Raw genomic sequence first — 22,433 nt, forward strand, 5'->3', positions numbered from 1 at the left:
CCGGCGTCCTCCTCGTCTGAGCCACGATGCCATTCTCCGCACCTTGGGTCGCAAATGCGGAGATCCTCAGGGCGCAGCAAGACAACACTTCGATATCGCGCCGGCACATTGCCACGCCGCGAGCGGAACGCTCGCGGCGGCTTCGCTGGCTTCCGCAACGGCGGAAGGACGTACGTCCACAGCAACGGCGGAAGGACGTACGTCCACAGCTGAGCACGACTTGATCAATCCCGTCAGCCGCTATCCGAAGCCGCCGTTCAAGAAGCACTCGCAGCCCTGCCCGGCCCTGCCGGCAACATGGAGCCGCGGCCGGATCATGGCGAGACCAGCTACTAAGGCTCCGGCCGGCTCGCCCGCCACACGTCGCGCCGGAGCGATCTGGATGCCGCTCCAGGTGTCCGGCGGCGCCATCATGGAGAAGCTGGAAAAGTTCGGCGGCACGACATCCCTCGGTCGTCCCGGTCAGCCGGGCGAGCTAGCCTCGATCTACGTGCAGCTTGCCGCGGCAGACGCAAGCTATGCGACAGGCGATGTCTACGGCGCCGCGAGGGGGCTCGGGACAGCCCTCGCAACGGCGCCCGCTGGAACCTTCATTGTCATACAGAATTTACAAAACAGTCATGAAGGATAGCTCGCCAGACCGATGGCCCTCGTAGAAGTAAAACCCACTCGGATCGATCAGGCGCTCGCACACGAGATTGCGGACAACACCAATTCGGGCATCGAGCAAACCGCGCAGACTTTGACGTGGGCTGCGGACGAGCACGTGATGCTTGCGCTCGCCGCGGCTGGATGGCTCTACGCGCAGCTTCGACGGCCCGAGGCGCGATCTGCTGCAAATCACGTATTGGCAGTTTCCGTGGCCACTGCAGTGCTCCCGCACCTGCTAAAGTCCGTGTTCGATCAGACAAGACCCGATCGCCTGACGCTGCGCGGCCATTTGCACGGTATCCCTATCTCCGGAAAGCCACGTGATGCGTTTCCGTCCGGCCACGCTCTGCACATGGGCGCGCTCGCCTCGGCGGCTGGGCTGCTGGCCCCCGCTCCCCGCCGGCTGGTGCGCTCCCTTGCCGTGGCGCTGTCGTTGACGCGCGTCGCGGTGCTTGCACATTGGGCCAGCGACGTGGTGGCGGGGTTCACCCTCGGAATCGTCGTCGAGCGACTGTTCAGGCCATTTACGTTCGGAAAATCGCAGCGGCAGCGGCATCAAGCCTCGCGAGTAGGGCCATGACGGAATATCTCCTGCGCTTCGTCGCGGGCGGCCTCATCGTCTCCGCCTTCGCGATCTTCGGAGACATGCTCAAGCCGAAGAGCTTTGCCGGGCTTCTCGGCGCGGCGCCGTCGGTCGCACTCGCCACGCTTGGCATCGCGGTCGTTCAGCACGGCCCGCAATATGCCGCGGCCGAGAGCTGGACGATGATCTACGGCGCTGTCGCCCTCGGCTGCTACAGCCTCGCCGTCTGCCACCTGCTGATGAGATTTCGTCTCGCGGCGCTGCCGGCCACCATCCTCGCATTTTTGGTTTGGCTCGTGGTCGCCTTCGGCCTGCTCGCGGGTTTCGGAGGCGCCGCCTGATGCTGGTCAAGCTGTCATCATCCGCGCTGAAGCAGACGCATTGGTACGAATACGTCGTGCGCTTCGTGCTGGGCGGCCTCGCGACGGTAGCGGCAGGCCTCATCGGCAGCCATTTTGGCCTCGCGATCGGCGGACTGTTTCTCGCGCTTCCCGCCATCTTCTGTGCCAGCGCGACGCTGATCGAACGCCATGAGCGCCGCGCCAAGGAAAAAGCCGGATTCAGCGGGCGAAGACGCGGGCAGCAGGCCGCAGCGTTGGACGCTGCGGGCGCCGGCCTCGGAAGTATCGGCCTCGCAGCGTTCGCAGCGGCTTTCTACGCCGTGGTGTCGGCAAGCATCACCGGGGCATTCGCGGCCGCCATCCTAGCCTGGGTAATGGTGGCCGTGTCAGCATGGTGGTTGAGGCGGAAGCTGCGCACCACCTCAAATCGCCCGCAGCCCGAGCGCGGGCACGATCAACGAGCGGCTGGAGCTTCTTGCCGTAGCATCAGGAAACGGGGTGCTCACGTCCTTAAATAACCTCTGGGGGCTCGGACGCACCGGCTTCTGTGCTTCTGTCTCTACAGAAAGCTCGCGGGACAACCTGACTTCGTCCGTCAGGAAATGCGCCAGCGCACAACTGGTCTCAATATCAAATTATTGATTTTGCTGATGTTTATAGCTTCAGGGATGATTTTTCTGACTCTTATGGAACTCCTACTTAGTTCGTCCATTGAGTAAACTACTCAACTTGCTCAATTTGCATGATCGACCATGAACGACCTTCGCGCCGAACGCCTTCAGGTCATGCTCTCGCCGGAAGAGTTGACCGCTGTTGACGATTTCCGGTTCAAACATCGCATGCCGACCCGAGCGGCAGCGGTCCGCGAACTCCTCAAGTTCGGGCTGGCCGCAGCGGATGTCGATCCGGCAGCCGGCGTGAAGTCGAGCAATTTCGGCGTATTCGGCCGCGGACCCGGCGGACATGTTCAGGGCGAGCCGGACGGCGAGACTAACCCATAGGACGGTCCACAAAACAAACGACCCCGGCACGGGGGTGCCAGGGCCGTCCTTGGAGATTGCTTCCGGCGCACCGGGGGCATGACAACCGGAAGCAATCCGTCGACTCTTCCCGCGGAGATTCGTTCCTCCCGAGAACTAGCCTGTTGCATCTCCTGAATCGTCAGGCATCGCGCCGGCGCCCGGTGTTTTGCCATTGTCGTTCAGCTTGGGATCGCGTGTCGCTTCCCGCGACGGTGAGCCTTTGGGATCGCTCTTGTGCACGGATTGCGCACGCTGCTTGTCACGCGGCTGCTCCTCCGCCCGCTTGTCCTTGACGATTCCGTGGTCGGAATGGGCCATGATCTGCTCTCGCCTCTCTTGATGTTTCGCAGCGGTTACGCGCGGGCACGTCGATTGTTCCGGGCGGGAGCCCCCGACGCTAACTGCGCGCCGAGTGGACCGCAGCCGATGCATTTTCCAGATGCACCTGCCGCACGGTCGTGACCGTCGCGAAGGCGACCGAAACGCCAAAAGCGAGAATCAGTGAAAGAAGAACCAGACGTGGAGCCATTGCGAAACCTCCTTCTGGAATCGAAAAGCAACGCGATCGACTACTCACGGATGATCCTGGATTGGTCTCTTGCATTCCGTGCGCGGTCTCACACGCGGCTTCACCAGGACGAGAGCGTCTACCTATCCAGCTTTTGAGGGATATGGACCCTCACGGGCGGGATTTCTCCATCGAGCCAATCCTGCTCCCTCGCAAGTGCAGTCCAGGCATCCGCCATGCGCGAATAGCGCTTATAAGCGGGTTGCCCTTCCGCGCGCTCGGCGAGCTGAAGACAATTGTCGGCGTTGTCCCTGAAAATGTCAGACTGTTTCATACCGAAGACGTGGGGGCGGAACTCTCGGGTCGCAATGCCCTTACCGGATCGTAACGTTCGGGGAACTTCGCACGTCATCCGTCATTGATATCGATGCGAGTTCTCGTCGCGATAGTCCTGGTGTGCGTCAGCACCGCAGCGCCTGCCGATAGCACTGGCGAGCGACAGCTTGGTGAGCCCACGCCGAGCGCAATCGACGTCATCAGCGGCCTCTACGCCTTCAGCCGCTTCCAGCAGGGTCTGCTTGAGAGCACCGACCTGAAGGGCAACACGGAGGTCAAGAACCTTGCCGCGCTACGCGCCGAAGAAGCGGCCAAGCGCGACAAGGCGCTGAAACAGATCCAAGAGACCATCGGTGCGGAGCCGCGCGTCAGCAAGACCGCCTCGGCGAGCGCGAGCCTCGTCGAACCCGAAACTTCGGACGGACCAACTTACGTCCGAAGCTTTTATGCCTCGCAGATTCCCGAATATGAAGCGGCCATCAACCTGCTCGAACGCTATCTGAAGGCGCCCGACAATCCTGCGCTTGCAGCGCTGGCGCGCGAGCAGCTCCCGACGCTGCGTGCGCAGGTCAAGGCGGCCGAGCGCACTATGGCGGACAAGTAGCCGTCTTTTATTTGTCGTTCGGATGATGTTGCTGACTCTCCGGCCGCACAGTCCGGTTGCTCTCCGGCATCCTGTCCCGGCCCGCATCGCCATTGTCATCCCTGCCGCCCGAGGTGGACGTGCCGCTCCCGCTCGGGTTGGATCGGGTCGCCGTCCCCGTGGTCGGCGTATCCGCCTGAGGCGTGGCCGAGCTGGCGGCGGGATCGCCCGTCACGGCCCCTCGGCCGCTGGGCGCCCCGCCCTGGGCGAAGGCCGATCCGGCAAGCAACATGACGACCACCACGGCCAATCCAGCTTTCATCTGCGCTCTCCCTATCTTTGCGGGCTAACCGCAGGGGTGCCGCTCCGTTCCGAAAGGCGTGGTGCGCGAGGCGCTAATCCATGGTGTCCGCCGAGGGCCGAATTCTCGGAATTTTCGTGGAACCGATCCGACTGTTCGCAGTTAATGCTATTGGGCTGAGCAAAGCAGGTTCCATTTTCGGTGCGCCGCAACCTTGGCGCTTGATTTCGAATTTGGCTGACGCTCTATTTTGACCAAACGCGTCTTGCCATAGATTCGGCCGGCGCCTGCGGGGGAATCAGTATGAGCGACCTCGATCCCGGAACTGCATCACGCTCCGGTCGTCGCGTCCCAAAGCCAAAGACCAACGGTACGTCGGATCCGGATTCCCGGGCGGAATTGCTGCTCGCTTTGCAGGCAATGCGCAGCGGCGATTTCTCCGTGCGGATGAGCGGCGATTATCTCGGCATCGACGGTAAGATCGCCGACACCTTTAACGAAATCATCGCCGCCAATCAGCGCATGGCGCAGCAGCTCGAGCTGGTCGGCCAGGTGGTCGGCCGCGAGGGCAAGACCCGCCAGCGCGTGAAATTCGGCCTCGCATCTGGCTCTTGGGCCGACATGGAAGGGTCCGTCAACACGCTGATCGATGACCTGTTGTGGCCGACCCGTGAGGTGACGCGTGCAGTCGCGGCGGTGGCGCAAGGCGATCTGCTCCAGACCGTCAAGCTCGACGTCGACGGCCGCCCCCTGCGCGGCGAGTTCTTGCAGTCGGCGACCATCGTTAACACCATGATCAAGCAGCTCGGCGTGTTCACCTCCGAGGTGACGCGCGTGGCGCGCGAGGTCGGCACCGAAGGCAAGCTCGGCGGCCAGGCTCAGGTGCCCGAGGTGACCGGCGTCTGGAAGGACCTCACCGAGAGCGTCAACTCGATGGCGAACAACCTGACCAACCAGGTTCGCAACATCGCCGAGGTGACGATCGCGGTCGCCAATGGCGACCTGTCGAAGAAGATCACCGTCGACGTCCGCGGCGAAATCCTCCAGCTCAAGGAAGCCATCAACACGATGGTGGATCAGCTCCGCTCCTTCGCCTCCGAAGTGACGCGCGTGGCGCGCGAGGTCGGCACCGACGGCAAGCTCGGCGGCCAGGCGATCGTGCCCGGCGTCGCCGGCACCTGGAAGGACCTCACCGATAGCGTCAACGCGATGTGCGGTAATCTGACCGCCCAGGTGCGCAACATCGCCAACGTGACGACTGCCGTGGCGCGCGGCGACCTGTCGCGCAAGATCACCGTGGATGTGCGCGGCGAGATCCTGGAGCTGAAAGACACCATCAACACCATGGTGGACCAGCTCAATTCGTTCGCCTCCGAAGTGACACGCGTCGCACGCGAGGTCGGTACCGAAGGCAAGCTCGGCGGCCAGGCCCAGGTGCCCGGCGTCGCCGGCACCTGGAAGGACCTCACCGACAACGTCAACTTCATGGCGTCGAACCTGACCGCACAGGTCCGCAACATCGCCGATGTCGCCACCGCGATCGCGAGCGGCGATCTGTCGAAGAAGATCACCGTCAACGTCTCGGGCGAGATCCTTCAGCTGAAGGAGACGCTCAACACGATGGTCGATCAGCTCAACGCCTTCGCCGGCGAAGTGACGCGCGTCGCCCGCGAGGTCGGCACCGAGGGGCGGCTCGGCGGTCAGGCCAACGTGCTCGGCGTCGCCGGCACCTGGAAGGACCTGACCGAGAGCGTCAACTCGATGGCCTCGAACCTGACTGCGCAGGTCCGCAACATCGCGGAGGTGACAACGGCGGTCGCCGGCGGCGACCTGTCGAAGAAGATCACCGTGGACGTGCGCGGCGAGATCCTGGAGCTGAAGGACACCATCAACACCATGGTGGACCAGCTCAACGCCTTCGCCGGTGAGGTGACGCGCGTGGCGCGCGAGGTCGGCACCGAAGGCAAGCTCGGCGGCCAGGCCGTCGTGCGCGGCGTCGGCGGCACCTGGAAAGACCTCACCGATAGCGTCAATTCGATGGCCTCGAACCTGACCGGACAGGTCCGCAACATCGCCGAAGTCGCGACCGCGGTGGCGAAGGGCGATTTGTCGAAGAAGATCACCGTGAACGTATCGGGCGAAATCCTTCAGCTGAAGGAAACGCTCAACACCATGGTGGACCAGCTCAACGCCTTCGCCGGCGAAGTGACGCGCGTCGCCCGCGAGGTCGGCACCGACGGCAAGCTCGGCGGCCAGGCCGGCGTGCCCGGCGTCGCCGGCACCTGGAAGGATCTGACCGATTCCGTGAACTCGATGGCGGGCAATTTGACCGCCCAGGTGCGCAACATCGCCGAAGTCGCGACCGCGATCGCCGGCGGCGATCTCTCGCGCAAGATCACCGTGGACGTGCGCGGCGAGATCCTACAGCTCAAGGACACCCTGAACACGATGGTCGACCAGCTCAACCGCTTCGCGGGCGAGGTGACGCGCGTGGCGCGCGAGGTCGGCACCGAAGGCCGCCTGGGTGGTCAAGCCAACGTGCCCGGCGTCGCCGGCACCTGGAAGGACCTCACCGACAGCGTGAACTCGATGGCGGGCAACCTCACGGCCCAGGTCCGCAACATCGCCGAAGTCACCACCGCCGTGGCGCGAGGCGACTTGTCGCGCAAGATCACGGTGGACGTGAAGGGCGAAATCCTCGAGCTGAAGAACACCATCAATACCATGGTGGACCAGCTCAATGGCTTTGCGGGCGAGGTCACGCGCGTGGCTCGCGAGGTCGGCACCGAAGGCAAGCTCGGCGGTCAGGCCGAAGTGCCCGGCGTCGCCGGCACCTGGAAGGACCTCACCGACAACGTCAACTTCATGGCCTCCAACCTGACGGCCCAGGTCCGCAACATCGCCGAGGTCGCGACCGCGATCGCCGGCGGCGACCTCTCGAAGAAGATCACGGTGGATGTGCGCGGCGAAATCCTTCTCTTGAAGGACACGCTGAATACCATGGTCGAGCAGCTCCGCTCCTTCGCCGCCGAAGTCACGCGCGTGGCGCGCGAGGTCGGCACCGAAGGCCGGCTCGGCGGTCAGGCCGTCGTGCCCGGCGTCGGCGGCACCTGGAAGGACCTCACCGACAACGTCAACCTGCTCGCCGCGAACCTCACCACGCAAGTCCGCAACATCGCCGAAGTCACCACGGCGGTCGCGCGCGGCGACCTCTCGCGCAAGATCACGGTCGACGTGAAGGGCGAAATCCTCGAGCTGAAGAACACCATCAACACCATGGTGGACCAGCTCAATGCCTTCGCCGGCGAAGTCACGCGCGTGGCGCGCGAGGTCGGCACCGAAGGCAAGCTCGGCGGACAGGCGCAGGTGCCCGGCGTCGCCGGCACCTGGAAGGATCTCACCGACACGGTGAACTTCATGGCGGCAAACCTGACCGAACAGGTCCGCGGCATCGTCAAGGTCGTCACAGCCGTCGCCAACGGCGATCTGAAGCAGAACCTCACCGTGAAATCGAAGGGCGAGGTCGCGGCGCTCGCCGACACCATCAACAACATGACCGAGACGCTTGCTACCTTCGCCGATCAGGTGACGTCGGTGGCGCGCGAGGTCGGCGTCGAGGGCCGCCTCGGCGGCCAGGCCAACGTGCCCGGCGCCGCCGGCACTTGGAAGGACCTGACCGGCAACGTCAACCTGCTCGCGGCCAACCTGACCTCACAGGTGCGCGCGATCGCGGAAGTCGCGACTGCCGTGACCAAAGGCGACCTGACGCGCTCGATCCAGGTCGACGCCCGCGGCGAAGTCGCTGAGCTGAAAGACAACATCAACACGATGATCACGAATCTCCGTCTGACGACGGACGTGAACACCGAGCAGGACTGGCTGAAGACCAACCTCGCGAAATTCACCAACATGCTCCAGGGCCAGCGTGACCTCACCACCGTCGGCCGGCTGCTGCTCACCGAATTGTCGCCACTGGTGAACGCCCATACCGGCGTGATCTACCAGGTCGAGAACGAGAACGATCCGCAGCTCCTGCTGCTCGCTTCTTACGCCAGCGACGGCATCTATCCCTATCAGCGCGTGCTTCAGTTCGGCGAAGGCCTGATCGGCCAGTGCGCCCTCGACAAGCGGCCGCGCGTGGTCGCCGACATTCCGCCTGACGTGGTGCCGATCAACTCGGCGCTGCTTCGTGTCGCGCCGAAGAACCTGGTGGTGCTGCCGGTGCTGTTCGAGAGCCAGGTCAAGGCCGTGATCGAACTTGCTTCGCTGACATCGTTCACGACATCGCAGATGACGTTCCTGGAGCAGCTCACCGACTCCATCGGCATCGTGCTCAACTCGATCGAGGCGACGATGCAGACCGAAGGCCTGCTCAAGCAGTCGCAGCAGCTCGCCGGCGAGCTGCAGACGCAGCAGCGCGAATTGCAGCAAACCAACGACCAGCTCGAACAGAAGGCGCAGCAGCTCGCCGAGCGCAACGTCGAGGTCGAGCGCAAGAACCAGGAGATCGAGCAGGCCCGCCGCGCGCTGGAGGAAAAGGCGACCGAGCTCGCGCTAACTTCGAAGTACAAGTCCGAATTCCTGGCCAATATGAGCCACGAGCTGCGCACGCCGCTGAACTCGATCCTGATCCTCGGACAGCAGCTCACCGACAATCCGGACGGCAACCTCTCGGCCAAGCAGGTCGAATTCGCCCGCACCATCCACGGCGCCGGCACCGACCTGCTCAATCTCATCAGCGACATTCTCGATCTGTCCAAAATCGAGTCCGGCACGGTCACGGTCGACGCCGAGGAAATCCTGACCGCGAATCTGCTCGAGACCGTGGGCCGGCCGTTCCGGCACGAGGCGGAAAACCGCAATCTGTCGTTCAAGATCGACATCGATCCGAACCTGCCCCGCAGCATCGTCACCGACTCCAAGCGCCTGCAACAGGTGCTGAAGAACCTGCTCTCCAATGCCTTCAAGTTCACCGCCGAAGGCGAGGTGCGCCTGAAGGTCGCCAGCGCGGTCGGCGGCTGGGGGACGGATCATCCGGTACTGAACTCCGCACCAGCCGTGATCGCGTTCGAGGTGTCCGATACCGGCATCGGCATTCCCCTGGAGAAGCAGAAACTGATCTTCGAAGCGTTCCAACAAGCTGACGCCGGCACCAGCCGCAAATATGGCGGCACGGGCCTCGGGCTTGCGATCAGCCGCGAGCTCGCAAGCCTACTGGGCGGCGAAATCCACCTGCGCAGTTCGCCGGGCAAGGGCTCGTCCTTCACGATTTATCTGCCGTTGAAATATTCCGGCCCGACGCTCGCACCGCGTGCTGCGCCCGCGCCACAGCAACACACCCAGCCGCCGGCGCTACAGCCGGCCGCGCCTGACCAGCAGCGCGTCATCGAGCAGCTTCCCGACGACCGCCTCAACATCGAGCCGGGCGACACCATCCTCCTGATTGTGGAGGACGATCCGCACTATGCGCGCGTGCTGGTCGATCTCGCCCGCGACAAGGGCTTCAAGGTCCTGGTTGCGGCCCGCGGTGCCGAAGCGCTGGAGCTCGCCAAACAGTACCAGCCGACGGCCGTCTCCCTCGACGTGTTCCTGCCCGACGTGCTGGGCTGGACGGTGCTGAGCCAGCTCAAGCACAATCCGCTGACCCGCCACATTCCCGTCCAGATCATCACGCTCGACGAGGACCGCCAGCACGCGCTGGCGCGGGGGGCCTTCTCCTTCGTCAACAAGCCGACGACGACGGAAGGCGTCTCCGCCGCGCTGACGCAGATCAAGGAATATGCGCGGCCGCGGCGCAAGCGACTCCTGATCGTCGAGGACAACGAGGCCGAACAACTCTCGATCCGCGAGCTGCTGCACCACGACGACATCGAGATCGTGGTTACCGACACCGGTGCCGGCGCGCTCTCGACGCTGCGCGAGCAGCCTTGCGATTGCGTGGTGCTCGACCTGCGGCTGCCGGACATGAGCGGCTTCGAGGTGCTCGACGAGATCCGCAATGACGAGGCGCTGTCGAACATTCCGGTCGTGGTGTTCACCGGCCGCGAGCTCTCGGCGGAGGAGGATGCAGAACTCCACACCATGGCGCGCAGCATCGTGGTCAAGGGCGTGGAATCGCCGGAGCGCCTGCTCGACGAGACCGCGCTGTTCCTGCACCGTGTCATCACGGAACTACCGGTCGAGAAGCAGCGCATGCTGGAGAAGCTGAACAGTTCCGACGAGGACCTGATCGGCAAGACGGCCCTGCTCGTCGACGACGATGCCCGTAACATCTTCGCGCTGTCGAGCGTGTTGGAACGGCGCGGCATGAAGGTGTTGACGGCCACGACCGGCAGCGAGGCGGTCGCGCTGGTCGAATCCAATCCGGAAATCGCCATCGTGCTGATGGACATCATGATGCCGCAGATGGATGGCTATCAGACCATGGGTGTGATCCGCGAGAACCCGGCCTTCGCGCGATTGCCGATCATCGCGCTGACCGCCAAAGCGATGAAGGGTGATCGTGAGAAATGCCTGGAGGCCGGCGCGTCCGACTATCTCGCCAAACCCGTCAACACCGATCAATTGCTGCTTGCGATCCGCATGTGGCTGCACCGCTGAGTTGGATCCGCGAATGGACCACGAAAAGGTCAACATCCTGCTCGTCGACGACCAGCCGGCCAAGCTGCTCGCCTATGAGGTGATCCTGAAGGATCTCGGCGAGAACCTCGTGATCGCCTCGTCCGGCCGCGAGGCGCTGGAGGTTCTGCTCAAGACCGAGATCGCGGTCATCCTAGTCGACGTCTGCATGCCCGAGCTCGACGGCTTCGAGCTCGCCGCGATGATCCGCGAGCATCCGCGCTTCCAGAAGACCGCGATGATCTTCATCTCTGCCATTCAGGTGAGCGACATCGACCGGCTGCGGGGCTACGAGATGGGCGCCGTCGACTACGTTCCGGTGCCTGTCGTGCCGGAGGTGCTGCGCGCCAAGATCAAGGTGTTCGCCGAACTCTATCGCAAGACCCGCGAGCTCGAACGACTGAATCAAGAGCTCGAGGACCGCGTCCGCGCGCGCACCGCCGAGCTGGAGAATTCCACCGCCAAGCTTCGCGAGAGCGAGCAGCGGCGCAGCATGGCAATCGCCGCCGGCAAGATGGGCTCTTGGGATTGGGACTGGATCACCGGCGACTGGATGTGGGACGAGGGACAATATCGCATCTTTGGGGTCAGCCCGGAGAGCTTCGAGGTCAACCCGGCCAACGTTCAGGCGCTGTTGCATCCCGATGACGTCGATCAGTTGCGCAAGGCAATCGCCGAGTTCAACAGCGGCACGCGCTCCTATGAAACGGAGTTCCGCATTGTGCGGCCCGATGGCGAGGTACGCTGGTGCGTCGGCACGGCGGCCGCAACGGTAGACCATAGCAGCCGCGTGGTGCGGGTGAGCGGCGTTACGGTGGACATCACCGAACGCAAGCGCGCCGAAGAGCAGCAGAACCTTCTCGCGCGGGAAGTCGATCATCGCGCCAAGAATGCGCTGGCATTGGCGCAATCGATCGTGCGCCTCACCCGTGCCGACGAGGTCAAGGCCTATGTCAATGCCGTCGAGGGACGCATCAACGCGCTCGCGCGCGTGCACACCATCCTGTCGCTGTCGAGCTGGCAGGGAGCCGAGCTCTCCAAGCTGATCGACGAGGAGCTGGCACCCTATTCGCCGAGTGGCCAGATCAGGTTGGCGGGCCCCGAGGTTCAATTGCTGCCGACGACTGCCCAGACACTGGCGCTCGCTCTGCACGAGCTTTTCACCAACTCGGCAAAATATGGCGCGCTTTCGACACGATCCGGGCGGCTCATGATCGGGTGGCAGGTCGAAGACGAACTCCTCACGCTGACCTGGGAGGAATCCGGCGGCCCGCTCGTCAGGACGCCGAAATCCCGAGGCTTCGGAACGCGAAGCCTGCTCGCGAGCGTCGAGTCCCAGCTCGGCGGACGGGCGAAATTCGATTGGCGCGCTGAGGGGCTGTTGTGCCGCCTCGAGGTACCGTTGACACGCAAGCCGGCCACGATAGCACCCAGCAAATTTGATGCCGCCGCCGCGGCCGAGTTGCAGCGCGCATCCGGTTAGAGCGTTTTCCAGCCAAGCGGTAACCGGTTCGCGTCAAGAAAGCGCGTCAAGCCAAGAATCGAGAGCTTCCGTTTCAATCGGAAGGGAGAGCTTTAGCCGGACGCCGTGTTCGTCATGCGCTGCTCCGTCCTTGGGTCGCGCGCGATGCGTCCTTCGAGCCAAGCTTCCGTTCGAGCGAGATCACGCAACGCCTTCGCGTAGCGCCGGGCCGCGCTTCGCTCCGCGCCGCGCGGGAGCTTGCGCGCCTTGCGCAAGATGTCTGCGGCCGCGTTGCGATAGGCCAGCGAGCGGTACAGAAAGACTACCTTGCCCATATCAAATGTCCCGTGTTGATGGCCTCATGTTCGCAAGCCGGGCATGAACGTCGGATGAAGCTGGCGATGAAAATTCCTTCATCCAGATGGAACTAATGACTATCGCGCGCGTTTGGGTGCATGGTTCCATGCGCGCGAAGAAGTCGTCGGGCCTGGTCTCTCCCACCGGCCTCATCAAGCTGATGACACATGCGATGATGGGTGCAGCCCTCGGCCTCGCCTTCAGCCTCACACTCATTCTTTCCAATCCAGCCGTCGCCAATCTGCTGAGTCATGGCGGAAGCCAAGCCGCTCTTGTGTTCGCTCTCGCACTGGGACGACCTTCGCGATCGGCGCGACGCTCACCGGCATCGTGTTCATCCTGGAAGAGAACAAGCAATCTTGAAGCGCGCGTGACGCGTGGAGAAGCTTTGTTGGGGAACTCCTGCGAGGAACGGCAGTTGGCCGCCTGCGTCAATTTAACCCAGGGAGTTCCTCCATATGAAGACAGTCAAGCTCGCCCTCGCCGCAATGTTGGCAACTGGCCTCGCTGCCGCGCCGTTCGCCGCGGAGGCGAAGTCGCACAAGGCCAAACATGGGTCCTCGATGTCATCATCGCAGACCACGGGCGCGAACACCAAGTCCTCCAAAGGTGCCGATCCCTCCGGTCAAGGCGGCTCTGGCCCCGGCTCCGACCAGGGCGGCACCATGACGAACAACAAGGGCGGCATGAGCAACACCAAGTGAACTCTGCGCGGTAACGTGAGAGTCCCGTGTTCAGCGCGGGGCCCTTCACCAAAGCACGATGACGGTTCATCCAGACCCTCGCGCCATAAAGCGCAATGAGATGGATGAATCGTCATTGCGCTTCAGGTTGTTGTTTGAGCATGATCTTTTCGGAAAACCGCTAGACACTTTGCTACTTTAGCGCCACATGCTCGGCGCGCTGACCAGCGTATCGCCCGCCGGCCCGCTTCACCTCCTCCAGGCATAGCGATCGCCGCACAAGGCCTCGCAGCATCGCGGACGCGCGCCGGCACGTCATCACGGCGGACGAGGAACGTTGTCGCAGATCTCGTCCGGCACCGCCCGCACAGCGCGGCCCGTTAGGTGTCCGAGGGCATCGACAATCGGCAGCATGTCGCTTGCGCGCACGCTTAGTGGCCAGCCAACAGGCGCGCCGCCTTGTCGACATTCTTCACGGAGCGAAGATGCATCTGGCCGCGGACGTCAGGCAGGACGTCACCGCCCCCAGCCGCCTTCCATTCATCGATCAGCAGGTTGATTTTCCGGCGCAGATCGATCTGCGCCAGAGCTCGTTCGGTGCAGTCGCAATCGCCGTTGACGAGATCGCGCACAGACGCCTCGACCTCGGCCATTTCCAGCCTCAAGGCGCTGATTTTACGCCGAATTTCGTTAATTCTGTTGTCCATGGCTTGTTAGAACAAAATAAGAACATATAGTCAAGTCATGTTTTCAAACCGGAGGAGCGACATGCAGGTTCAGGCCAAATACGACGCCAGGGTTTTCCTTAGCGAGCAGATGACACGGGCGCAGGGACTGAGATTGAAGCGGCTGAGCGAAGAGGCGTATCAGCCGGCACAATATGCGCGGGATCTGTCCTTCGCCGAGGCTGCGCGGCGCATCCAGGTGCTGGAGGCCGAGATCGAACTGGCGAATTCGTTCTAGGGCTGCCTTGACCGCCGGGAACATTGCACGCGTGCTGTTCGGAACCATGCCGGTGTCGAACGGTTCTTCCTCGGCCAAGGGAGAAAAGGCATGGCACGTAAGGCAAAGAAGCGCCGCTACTCGCGCAGCTCCGGCAGCGATGTCGAAAGCGAGATGCGGCGTTACAAGAAAGGTACCGCGAAGAGTGGACGTGGCGGTCGCGGCGGACGCGTGAAGAGCCGCAAGCAGGCGATTGCGATCGGACTGTCAAAGGCACGCAAGAAGGGCAAGAAAGTCCCGAAGAAAGCCTCCAAGCGGAAGACGTCCAAGAAATCTGCCAAGAAAACTTCCAAGAAATCTTCCAAGAAATCGTCCAGGGCATCGTCAAAGCGCAAATCCACCAAGCGGTCACGCTGACCTCGGTCAGATCATGCTGCCCGGCATGAAGCAGCGGATCGAAATTCCGAACGCAGTCTTCACCGGCCACACCATGGTGCGGCCGGCGCGGTTCGGCTCGGTGATGACGGCTTCATCCGGCACCTCGACCCATTGCCCGTCCAGCCGAACACGGTAATGCCCGTTGTGCGATTCCCAATCGGGATCGGAGACGGCAAAGCCGTCCGCATCCGAGCAGCACGGACCGAGGTGGCTGCGCAGGCTGTCGAACCATGGCTTCAGGGGCGAGTTCGCATAGCGGCCATCGTCGCGCCCGAGCGCGTTTTCTGCCGGCAGGATGAACCACGCGACGAGCAGCGTACTTATCAGTGAGAGCTTCAATCGATCCATGTCGGCACCGATCAAATGCGAACCACCGGCCAGTTCCACAAAGCGGTCAGGGGGTTCGAAGTTCCACACTCGCGAACCGACCCCACGGCTTCATTGCCGCCGAGCAGATGCGCGGCCAGAAAGTCTGATGGCCGAACACGGCTTTTTCGGACGAACCGGGTCACCCTCCCTGCCGTTAACGAGAATGTTATCGGTGGCCTCGTGTGGGATCTTGAGTGCGAATGCGAAAGGCGGCCGGAAGGCCGCCTTTCTGGATTTGTATTGATCGGAGTCAGCCTTACGCGAGCGGCACCGCGACGAATCGGGTGGCATCCGCACTTCTGACCTGCAACAGCACGCTGCGCTTGCCGGACGATTTGGCCTGCGCCAGCTCCGAACGGACTTCGGCGACATTGCTGATAGCCTTGCCACCGACATTGAGGATGACGTCTCCGGTCTGAATGCCGCGCTGCGCGGCCGGCCCCTCCGGATCAACCTCCGTGACGACGACACCCTCCCGGCCGGCGCCCTGCACATCGCCGGCCGGAGCCAGACCAAGCCCAAGGCGCGGCGTGCCGGTGCCCGGCTGCACCTTGCCGTCATAGGCCTTGCCCTGCGCCTGCCGTTCGTTCGGCAACTCGCCAAGCGCCAGCGTCACGGTCTTGCTTTCGCCCTTGTGGAAGATGTCGAGCTTGATTGAGCTGCCGGGCGCCAGGGTGGCGATGGTGCGGGCGAGATCGCGGGAATCCTTGACCGCCGTGCCGTTGACCGCGGTGATAACGTCGCCCGCCTCGATGCCGGCCTTCGCCGCCGGGCTGTCGGGTTGCGGATTGTCGACGATCGCGCCGCGCGCCTCCTTGAGGCCAACGCTGTCGGCAATATCCGACGTCACCGGCTGCACCTGCACGCCGAGCCAGCCGCGGGTAACTGCGCCCTTGTCCTTCAATTGCGCCACCACGAGTTTTGCAGTCGTAGCCGGAATATCGAAGCCGATACCGACCGAGCCGCCTGAGGGCGAGAAGATCGCGGTGTTCACGCCGATCACATTGCCGCTCATATCGAAAGCCGGACCGCCCGAATTGCCCTTGTTGATCGGCGCGTCGATCTGGATGAAGTCGTCATAGGGACCATTGCCGATGTCGCGGCCGCTGGCCGAGACGATACCCGCGGTGACGGTGCCGCCAAGGCCGAAGGGATTGCCGACCGCGACGACCCAATCGCCGATGCGCGGCTTCTGGTCGGAGAATTTGACGAACGGAAAATCTTTCTTGCCGTCGACCTTGATCAGCGCGAGATCGGTCTTCGGATCTGTGCCGACGACCTTCGCGGCGTAGGTCGTGCCGTCGTCCATGGTCACCTGCACGGACTCAGCGTGATCGACAACGTGGTTGTTGGTTACGGCATAACCGTCGGCGGAGATGAAGAAGCCGGAGCCTTCGCCCGTGATCATTTGGCGGCGCTGACGCGGCATGCCGTTCATGCCACCCGGAAAGCGGAAACCGAACTGTCGCGAGAACTGGTCGAGCGGCGAGCCTTCGTCCGAATCCATCCGGTTCTGTTGCAGCATCGCGCTCTTGTCGTTGCTCTGGTCAATTCTGACCCGCACCGAGATGACGGCGGGTTTGACCTTGGCCACGAGATCGCCGAAGCCCGGCGGGGTCGCAGCCGTTTCGGCGGCTTGGGCCGGCGCGACGAAGGAGGTCATCGCGAACGGCAAAGCGCCGGGAGCAGCCGCCAGCACGGCCACGCCAAGCGCGGCTACGCTGCCGAGCGGCGCGAGCCTGCGCGTCCTCAAGATCTTGCGGGAGGGGGGGATGTCGGAATTGACGCGATCGTTCATGTCGAGATGTCCATGTTGAGCAGCTGTCGCCTTGCGCCCAACATGGTCGTTGCCACCTTACGGCGTCCCGTCCACGCGATTAAATCTTGGCAAAGATTTGGGGACCGGCCAGCGGGCAAGACGATCAACGAAGACGATGCTGCCTGCGCGAAGCTTCAGCGACCGATCTGGCAGGACATGTCTGCCGGCTCTCGACCCGCACAGCCGGCCTGCCGGTCGCCCGCGCCGACATTGAGCCGGGCCGGCCCGCGGCTGTCACGCTGCGGCAGGTGGCTTCCAAGCCACGGCTTCAGGGGCGTCCTCGCCGCCTTGTGCATTGCACGCGTCGAAATGCGCCTTGAGCTCGACTTCCGCGAGATATTCGAAATGTTCGGCCTGGCCGAGAAGCTCCCAGTTCTGGAGCGGCCTGTAGGCTGCCTGCTGACGACAGAGGGACGCGAGCGCCCGGTAGCGACGTACGTTCTCCATGAGACCCTCCCTCGCATTCACAGGGCTTATTGCCTCGATTTGCGTCAGGCCGATGGCGGTCATGCAAAAGTTTTGCTGCGCCCGCCGCGCGCCAGCCTCGGTTAGTTCTAGCAAATGCGGAGGGGAGCCAAAGTTCCAGTCGGCGGGGATTCGCACGCTGAATTCTCCCCGCCCGCCAAGGGCCAGGCGTAGAGGCGGCGATCGATGACGTAGTCTACCGGACAGGGCCTCCATCGCTTACGCGCATCCGCTGCGCAGACCTATCTTGCGGCTTTGGAAGCAGGCTGGCGTCGGCGGCGGCGCGAATGGCCGCAATATTGGCCGCGTATTCCGCGGCGCCTTTGCCGCGAAACACCGCGGAACCCGCCACGAGCGTATCGGCGCCCGCGGCGGCCACCGCAGCAGCATTGTCGCGCGTGACACCGCCATCGACCTCGAGCCGGATTGGCCGGTTGCGGATCATGGTCTTGATCCGTGCGATCTTCGCCAACTGGGAGTCGAGGAAGGACTGGCCGCCGAAGCCGGGATTGACCGTCATCACCAGCACGAGGTCAAGACGATCGAGCACATATTCGATGACACTCTCCGCCGTCGCCGGACACAGGCTCACGCCGGCTTTCCTGCCGAGCGCCCGGATCGCCTGAAGCGAACGGTCCAGATGCGGGCCGGCTTCTGCGTGCACCGTAATGACGTCCGCACCGGCCTTCGCGAACGCCTCGAGATAAGGATCAACAGGCGCGATCATGAGATGCACGTCGAAGACCTTCTTCGTCAGCGGCCGGATCGCCTTGATGACGTGGGGGCCAAAGCTGATGTTGGGCACGAAGTGTCCGTCCATGACGTCGCAATGGATCCAGTCGGCCCCCGCCGCATCGATCGCCACGATCTCCTCGCCGAGACGCGCGAAATCCGCCGCCAGGATTGAAGGAGCAACGATCACCTCTCTCGTCATGACCTTGCACTCCGCGCGTCGGCGCCGCCGCTGAAGACGCGGCTCGCCAGGACGTCGATGGGATCGATGGTTTCGAGGTCGGCGATGTCGAGCATGCGGTCGAGATCGGATACCAGGCGATCGGCCTGCCGCAGGCGGATACGGTCGACGGCGTTGCGGATCGACCGCGCGTTGGAGAAGAACGGCTGGGTCCGGCGCAGCGTGATGTATTTTTCGAACGCCTCGCGCGCGGCCGCCGAGAAGCGATAACCGCGCTCCTTCAGCATCAGCTCGGCGATGACGAGCAGCTCGGCTTCAGCATAGTCTGGAAATTCGATGTGGTGCGCGATGCGCGAGCGGAAGCCGGGATTGGAGGCGAAGAAGCTCGTCATCCGCTCGCCATAGCCGGCGAGGATCACGACCAGGTCTTCGCGCTGATTCTCCATCACCTGGAGCAGGATCTCGATCGTCTCCTGGCCGTAGTCACGCTCGTTGTCGGGCCGGTGCAGATAATAGGCCTCGTCGATGAACAGCACGCCGCCCATCGCCTTCTTCAATATCTCCTTGGTCTTCGGAGCGGTGTGGCCGATATACTGGCCGACGAGATCGTCGCGCGTGACCGAGATCACCTGCCCGCGCCGCACGAAGCCGAGGCCATGCAGGATCTTGGCCATGCGCAGCGCTACCGTGGTCTTGCCGGTGCCGGGATTGCCTGTGAACGACATGTGCAGCGTCGGCGGCGCGGAGGCTAATCCCGCGCGCTGCCGGATACGTTCGATCAAAAGCAGCGAGGCGATCTGGCGCACGCGGTTCTTCACCGGCTTCAATCCGACCAGCTCCTGCTCGAGCTGTTGCAGCGTGTCGGTGATCCCGGCCGCTTCAGCTTCCTTCCGGAGATCGAAATTGGTCTCGCTCTGTTCGGTTGTTGCGTGAGGAATATCAAGCATCGGCACCTCGAAGAAAAGAGCTTCGCCGCAGGGGAGCGGCGAAGCAGTGGTCCGCCAAGGAAACGGAGCAGGGAGTGCTCCGCGCGGAGAGGAATGGCTTACACGGACGCCTGCGCGGCTGGCTTTCGTACCGTGGTGTAGCGGATCGCGCGGCCGCCGACCTCGTGCCGCACCAGCTCGAACTCCGCCTCCTGCGCTGGCCGGTTGACGAGGAAGGAGATGCGCACCGATTCCCAGCCATGGCTGGAATCGAAACCGCTGATGCGGATGTAGCGGTCGCCGTACACTCTGCGGCACTCGGCGAGCTCCATCATCACGCCCGCGGCGTCCTGGAGATCGAACATCGGCAGGCCCCACATCTCCCAATAGGTGTTGCGGGGATGCGGATCGTCGGTGAACTCGATGTTCACCGCCCAGCCATTGGCGAGGCAGTACTGCACCTGGCTGTAGATCTGGTCGTCGGTCAGATCGGGCAGGTATGAGAAGCAGCCCTGGGTCAGTTTCATGTGAATCTCCTCAAACGGTTTCCAGCGCCGTCGGCACGAAGTCCGGCGTATCGGTGGATTGATAGTTGAAGGTGACGTCCTTCCAGACTTCGAGCGCGGCCTTCAGCGGCGTGCAGGTCTCGGCCGCCTTGGCGAGGATCTCCGGCCCTTCGTGGACATAGTCGCGGCCCTCGTTGCGGGCGAGGATCATCGCTTCCAGCGCCACGCGATTGGCGGTCGCGCCGGCCGCAATGCCCATGGGATGGCCGATGGTGCCGCCGCCGAATTGCAGCACGACGTCCTCGCCCAAGAGATCGAGCAGCTGGTGCATCTGCCCGGCATGGATGCCGCCGGAGGCCACCGGCATCATCTTGTTCAGGCTCGCCCAGGATTGGTCGAAGAACAGCCCGTGCTCGAGCTTGGTTGGATTGAAGTCCTCGCGGCAGACGTCGTAGTAGCCGCGCGTTGTGTTGGGGTCGCCTTCGAGCTTGCCGACCACCGTGCCGGCATGAATGTGGTCGACACCGGCAAGCCGCATCCATTTGGCGATGACGCGGAACGACACGCCGTGGCTCTTCTGCCGCGTATAGGTCGAGTGGCCGGCGCGATGCAGATGCAGGATCATGTCGTTGCGCCGCGCCCACTTGGCCATCGACTGAATCGCGGTGTAGCCGATCACAAGGTCGATCATGACGATGCACGACCCGAGCTCTTTGGCGAACTCGGCGCGCTCGTAAATGTCCTCCATCGTGCCCGCGGTGACGTTCAGGTAGGTGCCCTTGACCTCGCCGGAGGCCGCCTGCGCACGGTTCACCGCCTCCATGCAGTAGAGGAAACGGTCGCGCCAGTGCATGAAGGGCTGCGAGTTGATGTTCTCGTCGTCCTTGGTGAAGTCGAGCCCGCCCTTCAGCGCTTCGTAGACCACGCGGCCGTAATTGCGGCCCGAAAGCCCGAGCTTCGGCTTCACGGTCGCGCCGAGCAGCGGCCGGCCGAACTTGTCGAGCCGCTCGCGCTCGACCACGATGCCGGTCGCCGGTCCCTGGAACGTCTTCACATAAGCGACCGGGAAGCGCATGTCCTCCAGCCGCAGCGCCTTCAGCGGCTTGAAGCCGAACACGTTGCCGATAATCGAGGCCGAGAGGTTGGCGATCGAGCCCGGCTCGAACAGATCGAGGTCATAGGCGATGTAGGCGAAGTAGGAGCCGGGCGAGCCCGGGACCGGATCGACGCGATAGCATTTCGCGCGATATTTCTCCGCGGCTGTCAGCCGATCGGTCCACACCACGGTCCAGGTCGCGGTCGAGGATTCACCGGCGACCGCAGCCGACGCCTCGATCGGGTCGACGCCCTCCTGCGGCGTCACGCGAAACAGCGCGATGACGTCGGTGTCCTTTGGCGTGTAGTCGGGCTCCCAGTAGCCCATGCGCTTATATTCCATCACGCCCGAGCGATATCTTTCCTTGCCGCGGACGGTTCCTGCGTGTGCATTCATGACTTTCTCCTGCTCTTCTCTCTCTGAACGACTAGGCTGCGACCGGTTCGCGGGCGCCAATGCGCGGATCAAGTTCGCCGGCGCGATAGCGCCGCGCCATCTCGCTCATCGGAACCACCTTGATCTTGCTCGCGTGGCCTGCCGTGCCGAACTGCTCGAAGCGCTCGCGGCAAAGCTCGCGCATTGCATCCATCGCCGGCTTGAGGAACTTTCGTGGGTCGAATTCGGAGGGCGCCTGCGCGGCGACCTTGCGGAACACCGCGGTCATTGCGAGACGGCAGTCCGTGTCGATATTGACCTTGCGCACGCCGCTTCCGATGCCGCGTACGATCTCCTCGACCGGCACGCCCCAGGTCTGCGGCATCTCGCCGCCGAACTGATTGAACATGTCCTGCAGCGGCTGCGGCACCGACGACGAGCCGTGCATGACGAGATGCGTGTTCGGCAACCGGCGATGGATCTCCTCGACCACCCGCATCGCCAGGATGTCACCATCTGGCTTGCGGCTGAACTTGTAAGCGCCGTGCGATGTGCCCATCGCGATCGCCAGGGCATCGACCTTCGTCGCGCGGACAAAGTCGACGGCTTGGTCCGGATCGGTCAGCAATTGGTCGTGGCTGACCTTGCCCTCGACGCCGTGGCCGTCCTCCTGCTCGCCGCCGCCATGCTCGAGCGAGCCGAGCACGCCGAGCTCACCTTCGACGGAGGCGCCGACCCAGTGGGCGAGATCGACGACGCGGCGGGTGATCGCGACGTTGTAATCGTACTCGGCCGCAGTCTTTGCGTCGGCTTTCAGTGAGCCGTCCATCATCACCGAAGTGAAGCCGTGGGCGATCGCGGAGGCGCAGGTCGCTTCGTCATTGCCGTGGTCCTGGTGCATGCAGAGCGGGATGTCCGGATAGGTCCGCTCCAGCGCGTCGATCATGTGCGAGAGCATGAGATCGCCGGCGTAGCTGCGCGCACCGCGCGAGGCCTGGATGATGACCGGTGCGTCGACCTCTGCCGCCGCCTGCATGATCGCGATGCCCTGCTCCATGTTGTTGATGTTGAACGCCGGCACCGCGTAGCCGTGGCTGGCGGCGTGATCGAGCAGTTGGCGAAGGGTGATACGAGCCACG

General features: G+C 63.5%; 24 protein-coding genes and 2 pseudogenes. 12 read left to right on the forward strand and 14 right to left on the reverse strand.

The features are described 5' to 3' along the window. Positions 1-376: 376 nt before the first annotated feature. The 5 genes and pseudogenes from IVA91_RS13740 to IVA91_RS13760 all read left to right on the forward strand — a co-directional run. Positions 377-547 (forward strand): annotated as a pseudogene (locus IVA91_RS13740) (NAD(P)-dependent oxidoreductase); the annotation flags it as partial. 96 nt (positions 548-643) lie between these two features. Next, positions 644-1,231 carry a phosphatase PAP2 family protein gene (locus IVA91_RS13745; RefSeq protein WP_247279152.1) on the forward strand — a complete coding sequence of 196 codons (588 nt, stop codon included), beginning with the start codon at positions 644-646 and terminating at the stop codon, positions 1,229-1,231. Continuing rightward, on the forward strand, positions 1,228-1,575 hold the full coding sequence (locus tag IVA91_RS13750; protein ID WP_247279151.1) for a DUF3147 family protein: 348 nt from the start codon (positions 1,228-1,230) through the stop codon (positions 1,573-1,575). Before IVA91_RS13745 ends, IVA91_RS13750 begins: the two co-directional genes overlap by 4 nt. Next, complete coding sequence (locus tag IVA91_RS13755; RefSeq protein ID WP_247279150.1) at positions 1,575-2,093, forward strand: DUF3147 family protein; 519 nt, start codon at positions 1,575-1,577, stop codon at positions 2,091-2,093. Before IVA91_RS13750 ends, IVA91_RS13755 begins: the two co-directional genes overlap by 1 nt. 234 nt (positions 2,094-2,327) lie before the next feature. After that, positions 2,328-2,576, forward strand: a complete 249-nt coding sequence (locus tag IVA91_RS13760) for a hypothetical protein (RefSeq protein ID WP_247279149.1) — start codon at positions 2,328-2,330, stop codon at positions 2,574-2,576. 135 nt (positions 2,577-2,711) lie between these two features. Here IVA91_RS13760 and IVA91_RS13765 read toward each other — a convergent pair whose 3' ends face one another. The 3 genes from IVA91_RS13765 to IVA91_RS13770 form a co-directional block, all read right to left on the reverse strand. Beyond that, the gene (locus IVA91_RS13765; protein WP_247279148.1) at positions 2,712-2,915 is read right to left on the reverse strand and encodes a hypothetical protein; all 204 of its coding nucleotides are present in this window, start codon (positions 2,913-2,915) and stop codon (positions 2,712-2,714) included. Between the two features lie 79 nt (positions 2,916-2,994). Beyond that, entirely contained in the window at positions 2,995-3,126 is a 132-nt protein-coding gene (locus IVA91_RS36815; RefSeq protein WP_256464595.1) for a hypothetical protein, read from the reverse strand. 118 nt (positions 3,127-3,244) lie between these two features. After that, a complete protein-coding gene (locus IVA91_RS13770) occupies positions 3,245-3,439 on the reverse strand; it encodes a hypothetical protein (protein WP_247279147.1) in 195 nt (64 codons plus the stop codon). A gap of 93 nt (positions 3,440-3,532) precedes the next feature. On the opposite strand from IVA91_RS13770, the gene IVA91_RS13775 reads away from it, so the two are divergent. Further along, a complete protein-coding gene (locus IVA91_RS13775; protein WP_247279146.1) occupies positions 3,533-4,045 on the forward strand; it encodes a DUF4142 domain-containing protein in 513 nt (170 codons plus the stop codon). A gap of 7 nt (positions 4,046-4,052) precedes the next feature. On the opposite strand, the gene IVA91_RS13780 is transcribed toward IVA91_RS13775, so the two are convergent. After that, positions 4,053-4,346 carry a hypothetical protein gene (locus IVA91_RS13780; RefSeq protein ID WP_247279145.1) on the reverse strand — a complete coding sequence of 98 codons (294 nt, stop codon included), beginning with the start codon at positions 4,344-4,346 and terminating at the stop codon, positions 4,053-4,055. Positions 4,347-4,628: 282 nt separating this feature from the next. Between IVA91_RS13780 and IVA91_RS13785 the strand changes: the two genes are divergently transcribed. Continuing rightward, positions 4,629-10,925: a HAMP domain-containing protein gene (locus IVA91_RS13785; RefSeq protein ID WP_247279144.1), complete on the forward strand. Its 6,297-nt coding sequence runs from the start codon at positions 4,629-4,631 to the stop codon at positions 10,923-10,925. A gap of 13 nt (positions 10,926-10,938) precedes the next feature. After that, positions 10,939-12,426, forward strand: a complete 1,488-nt coding sequence (locus IVA91_RS13790) for an HWE histidine kinase domain-containing protein (RefSeq protein WP_247279143.1) — start codon at positions 10,939-10,941, stop codon at positions 12,424-12,426. A gap of 92 nt (positions 12,427-12,518) precedes the next feature. Here the strand turns inward: IVA91_RS13790 and IVA91_RS13795 are convergent, their stop codons facing one another. Then, positions 12,519-12,740, reverse strand: a complete 222-nt coding sequence (locus IVA91_RS13795) for a hypothetical protein (protein WP_247279142.1) — start codon at positions 12,738-12,740, stop codon at positions 12,519-12,521. A 128-nt stretch (positions 12,741-12,868) separates the two neighbouring features. Between IVA91_RS13795 and IVA91_RS37125 the strand changes: the two are divergent. Next, positions 12,869-13,125: pseudogene (locus tag IVA91_RS37125) on the forward strand (hypothetical protein). 95 nt (positions 13,126-13,220) lie between these two features. Next, a complete protein-coding gene (locus IVA91_RS13800; protein WP_247279141.1) occupies positions 13,221-13,466 on the forward strand; it encodes a hypothetical protein in 246 nt (81 codons plus the stop codon). Positions 13,467-13,876: 410 nt separating this feature from the next. Here the strand turns inward: IVA91_RS13800 and IVA91_RS13805 are convergent, their stop codons facing one another. Next, positions 13,877-14,098 (reverse strand): hypothetical protein, encoded by a 222-nt coding sequence (locus IVA91_RS13805; RefSeq protein WP_247279140.1) that lies wholly within the window; start codon positions 14,096-14,098, stop codon positions 13,877-13,879. A gap of 115 nt (positions 14,099-14,213) precedes the next feature. Here IVA91_RS13805 and IVA91_RS13810 point away from each other — a divergent pair, with 115 nt between their 5' ends. Further along, a complete protein-coding gene (locus IVA91_RS13810; RefSeq protein ID WP_247279139.1) occupies positions 14,214-14,408 on the forward strand; it encodes a DUF3072 domain-containing protein in 195 nt (64 codons plus the stop codon). 90 nt (positions 14,409-14,498) lie between these two features. Then, a complete protein-coding gene (locus IVA91_RS13815; protein ID WP_247279138.1) occupies positions 14,499-14,804 on the forward strand; it encodes a DUF6496 domain-containing protein in 306 nt (101 codons plus the stop codon). 6 nt (positions 14,805-14,810) lie between these two features. Here IVA91_RS13815 and IVA91_RS13820 read toward each other — a convergent pair whose 3' ends face one another. The 8 genes from IVA91_RS13820 to fba form a co-directional block, all read right to left on the reverse strand. Further along, positions 14,811-15,173: a hypothetical protein gene (locus tag IVA91_RS13820; RefSeq protein ID WP_247279137.1), complete on the reverse strand. Its 363-nt coding sequence runs from the start codon at positions 15,171-15,173 to the stop codon at positions 14,811-14,813. Positions 15,174-15,450: 277 nt separating this feature from the next. Next, on the reverse strand, positions 15,451-16,992 hold the full coding sequence (locus IVA91_RS13825; RefSeq protein ID WP_247279136.1) for a Do family serine endopeptidase: 1,542 nt from the start codon (positions 16,990-16,992) through the stop codon (positions 15,451-15,453). A 255-nt stretch (positions 16,993-17,247) separates the two neighbouring features. Next, positions 17,248-17,460: a hypothetical protein gene (locus IVA91_RS13830; protein ID WP_247415212.1), complete on the reverse strand. Its 213-nt coding sequence runs from the start codon at positions 17,458-17,460 to the stop codon at positions 17,248-17,250. A gap of 214 nt (positions 17,461-17,674) precedes the next feature. Then, positions 17,675-18,412, reverse strand: a complete 738-nt coding sequence (gene rpe, locus IVA91_RS13835) for a ribulose-phosphate 3-epimerase (RefSeq protein ID WP_247279134.1) — start codon at positions 18,410-18,412, stop codon at positions 17,675-17,677. Next, positions 18,409-19,338, reverse strand: coding sequence for a CbbX protein (gene cbbX / locus IVA91_RS13840; RefSeq protein WP_247279133.1), 930 nt, complete (start codon positions 19,336-19,338; stop codon positions 18,409-18,411). The genes rpe and cbbX overlap by 4 nt, the downstream gene beginning before the upstream one ends. Before the next feature lie 98 nt (positions 19,339-19,436). Continuing rightward, positions 19,437-19,844, reverse strand: coding sequence for a ribulose bisphosphate carboxylase small subunit (locus IVA91_RS13845; RefSeq protein WP_247279132.1), 408 nt, complete (start codon positions 19,842-19,844; stop codon positions 19,437-19,439). 10 nt (positions 19,845-19,854) lie between these two features. Beyond that, positions 19,855-21,315, reverse strand: coding sequence for a form I ribulose bisphosphate carboxylase large subunit (locus tag IVA91_RS13850; RefSeq protein ID WP_247279131.1), 1,461 nt, complete (start codon positions 21,313-21,315; stop codon positions 19,855-19,857). A gap of 31 nt (positions 21,316-21,346) precedes the next feature. Next, positions 21,347-22,432, reverse strand: a complete 1,086-nt coding sequence (gene fba / locus IVA91_RS13855) for a class II fructose-bisphosphate aldolase (RefSeq protein ID WP_247279130.1) — start codon at positions 22,430-22,432, stop codon at positions 21,347-21,349. Position 22,433: the final 1 nt, after the last annotated feature.

Source organism: Bradyrhizobium sp. 153, assembly GCF_023073835.1.
In the GTDB taxonomy this organism is placed as follows: Bacteria; Pseudomonadota; Alphaproteobacteria; order Rhizobiales; family Xanthobacteraceae; genus Bradyrhizobium.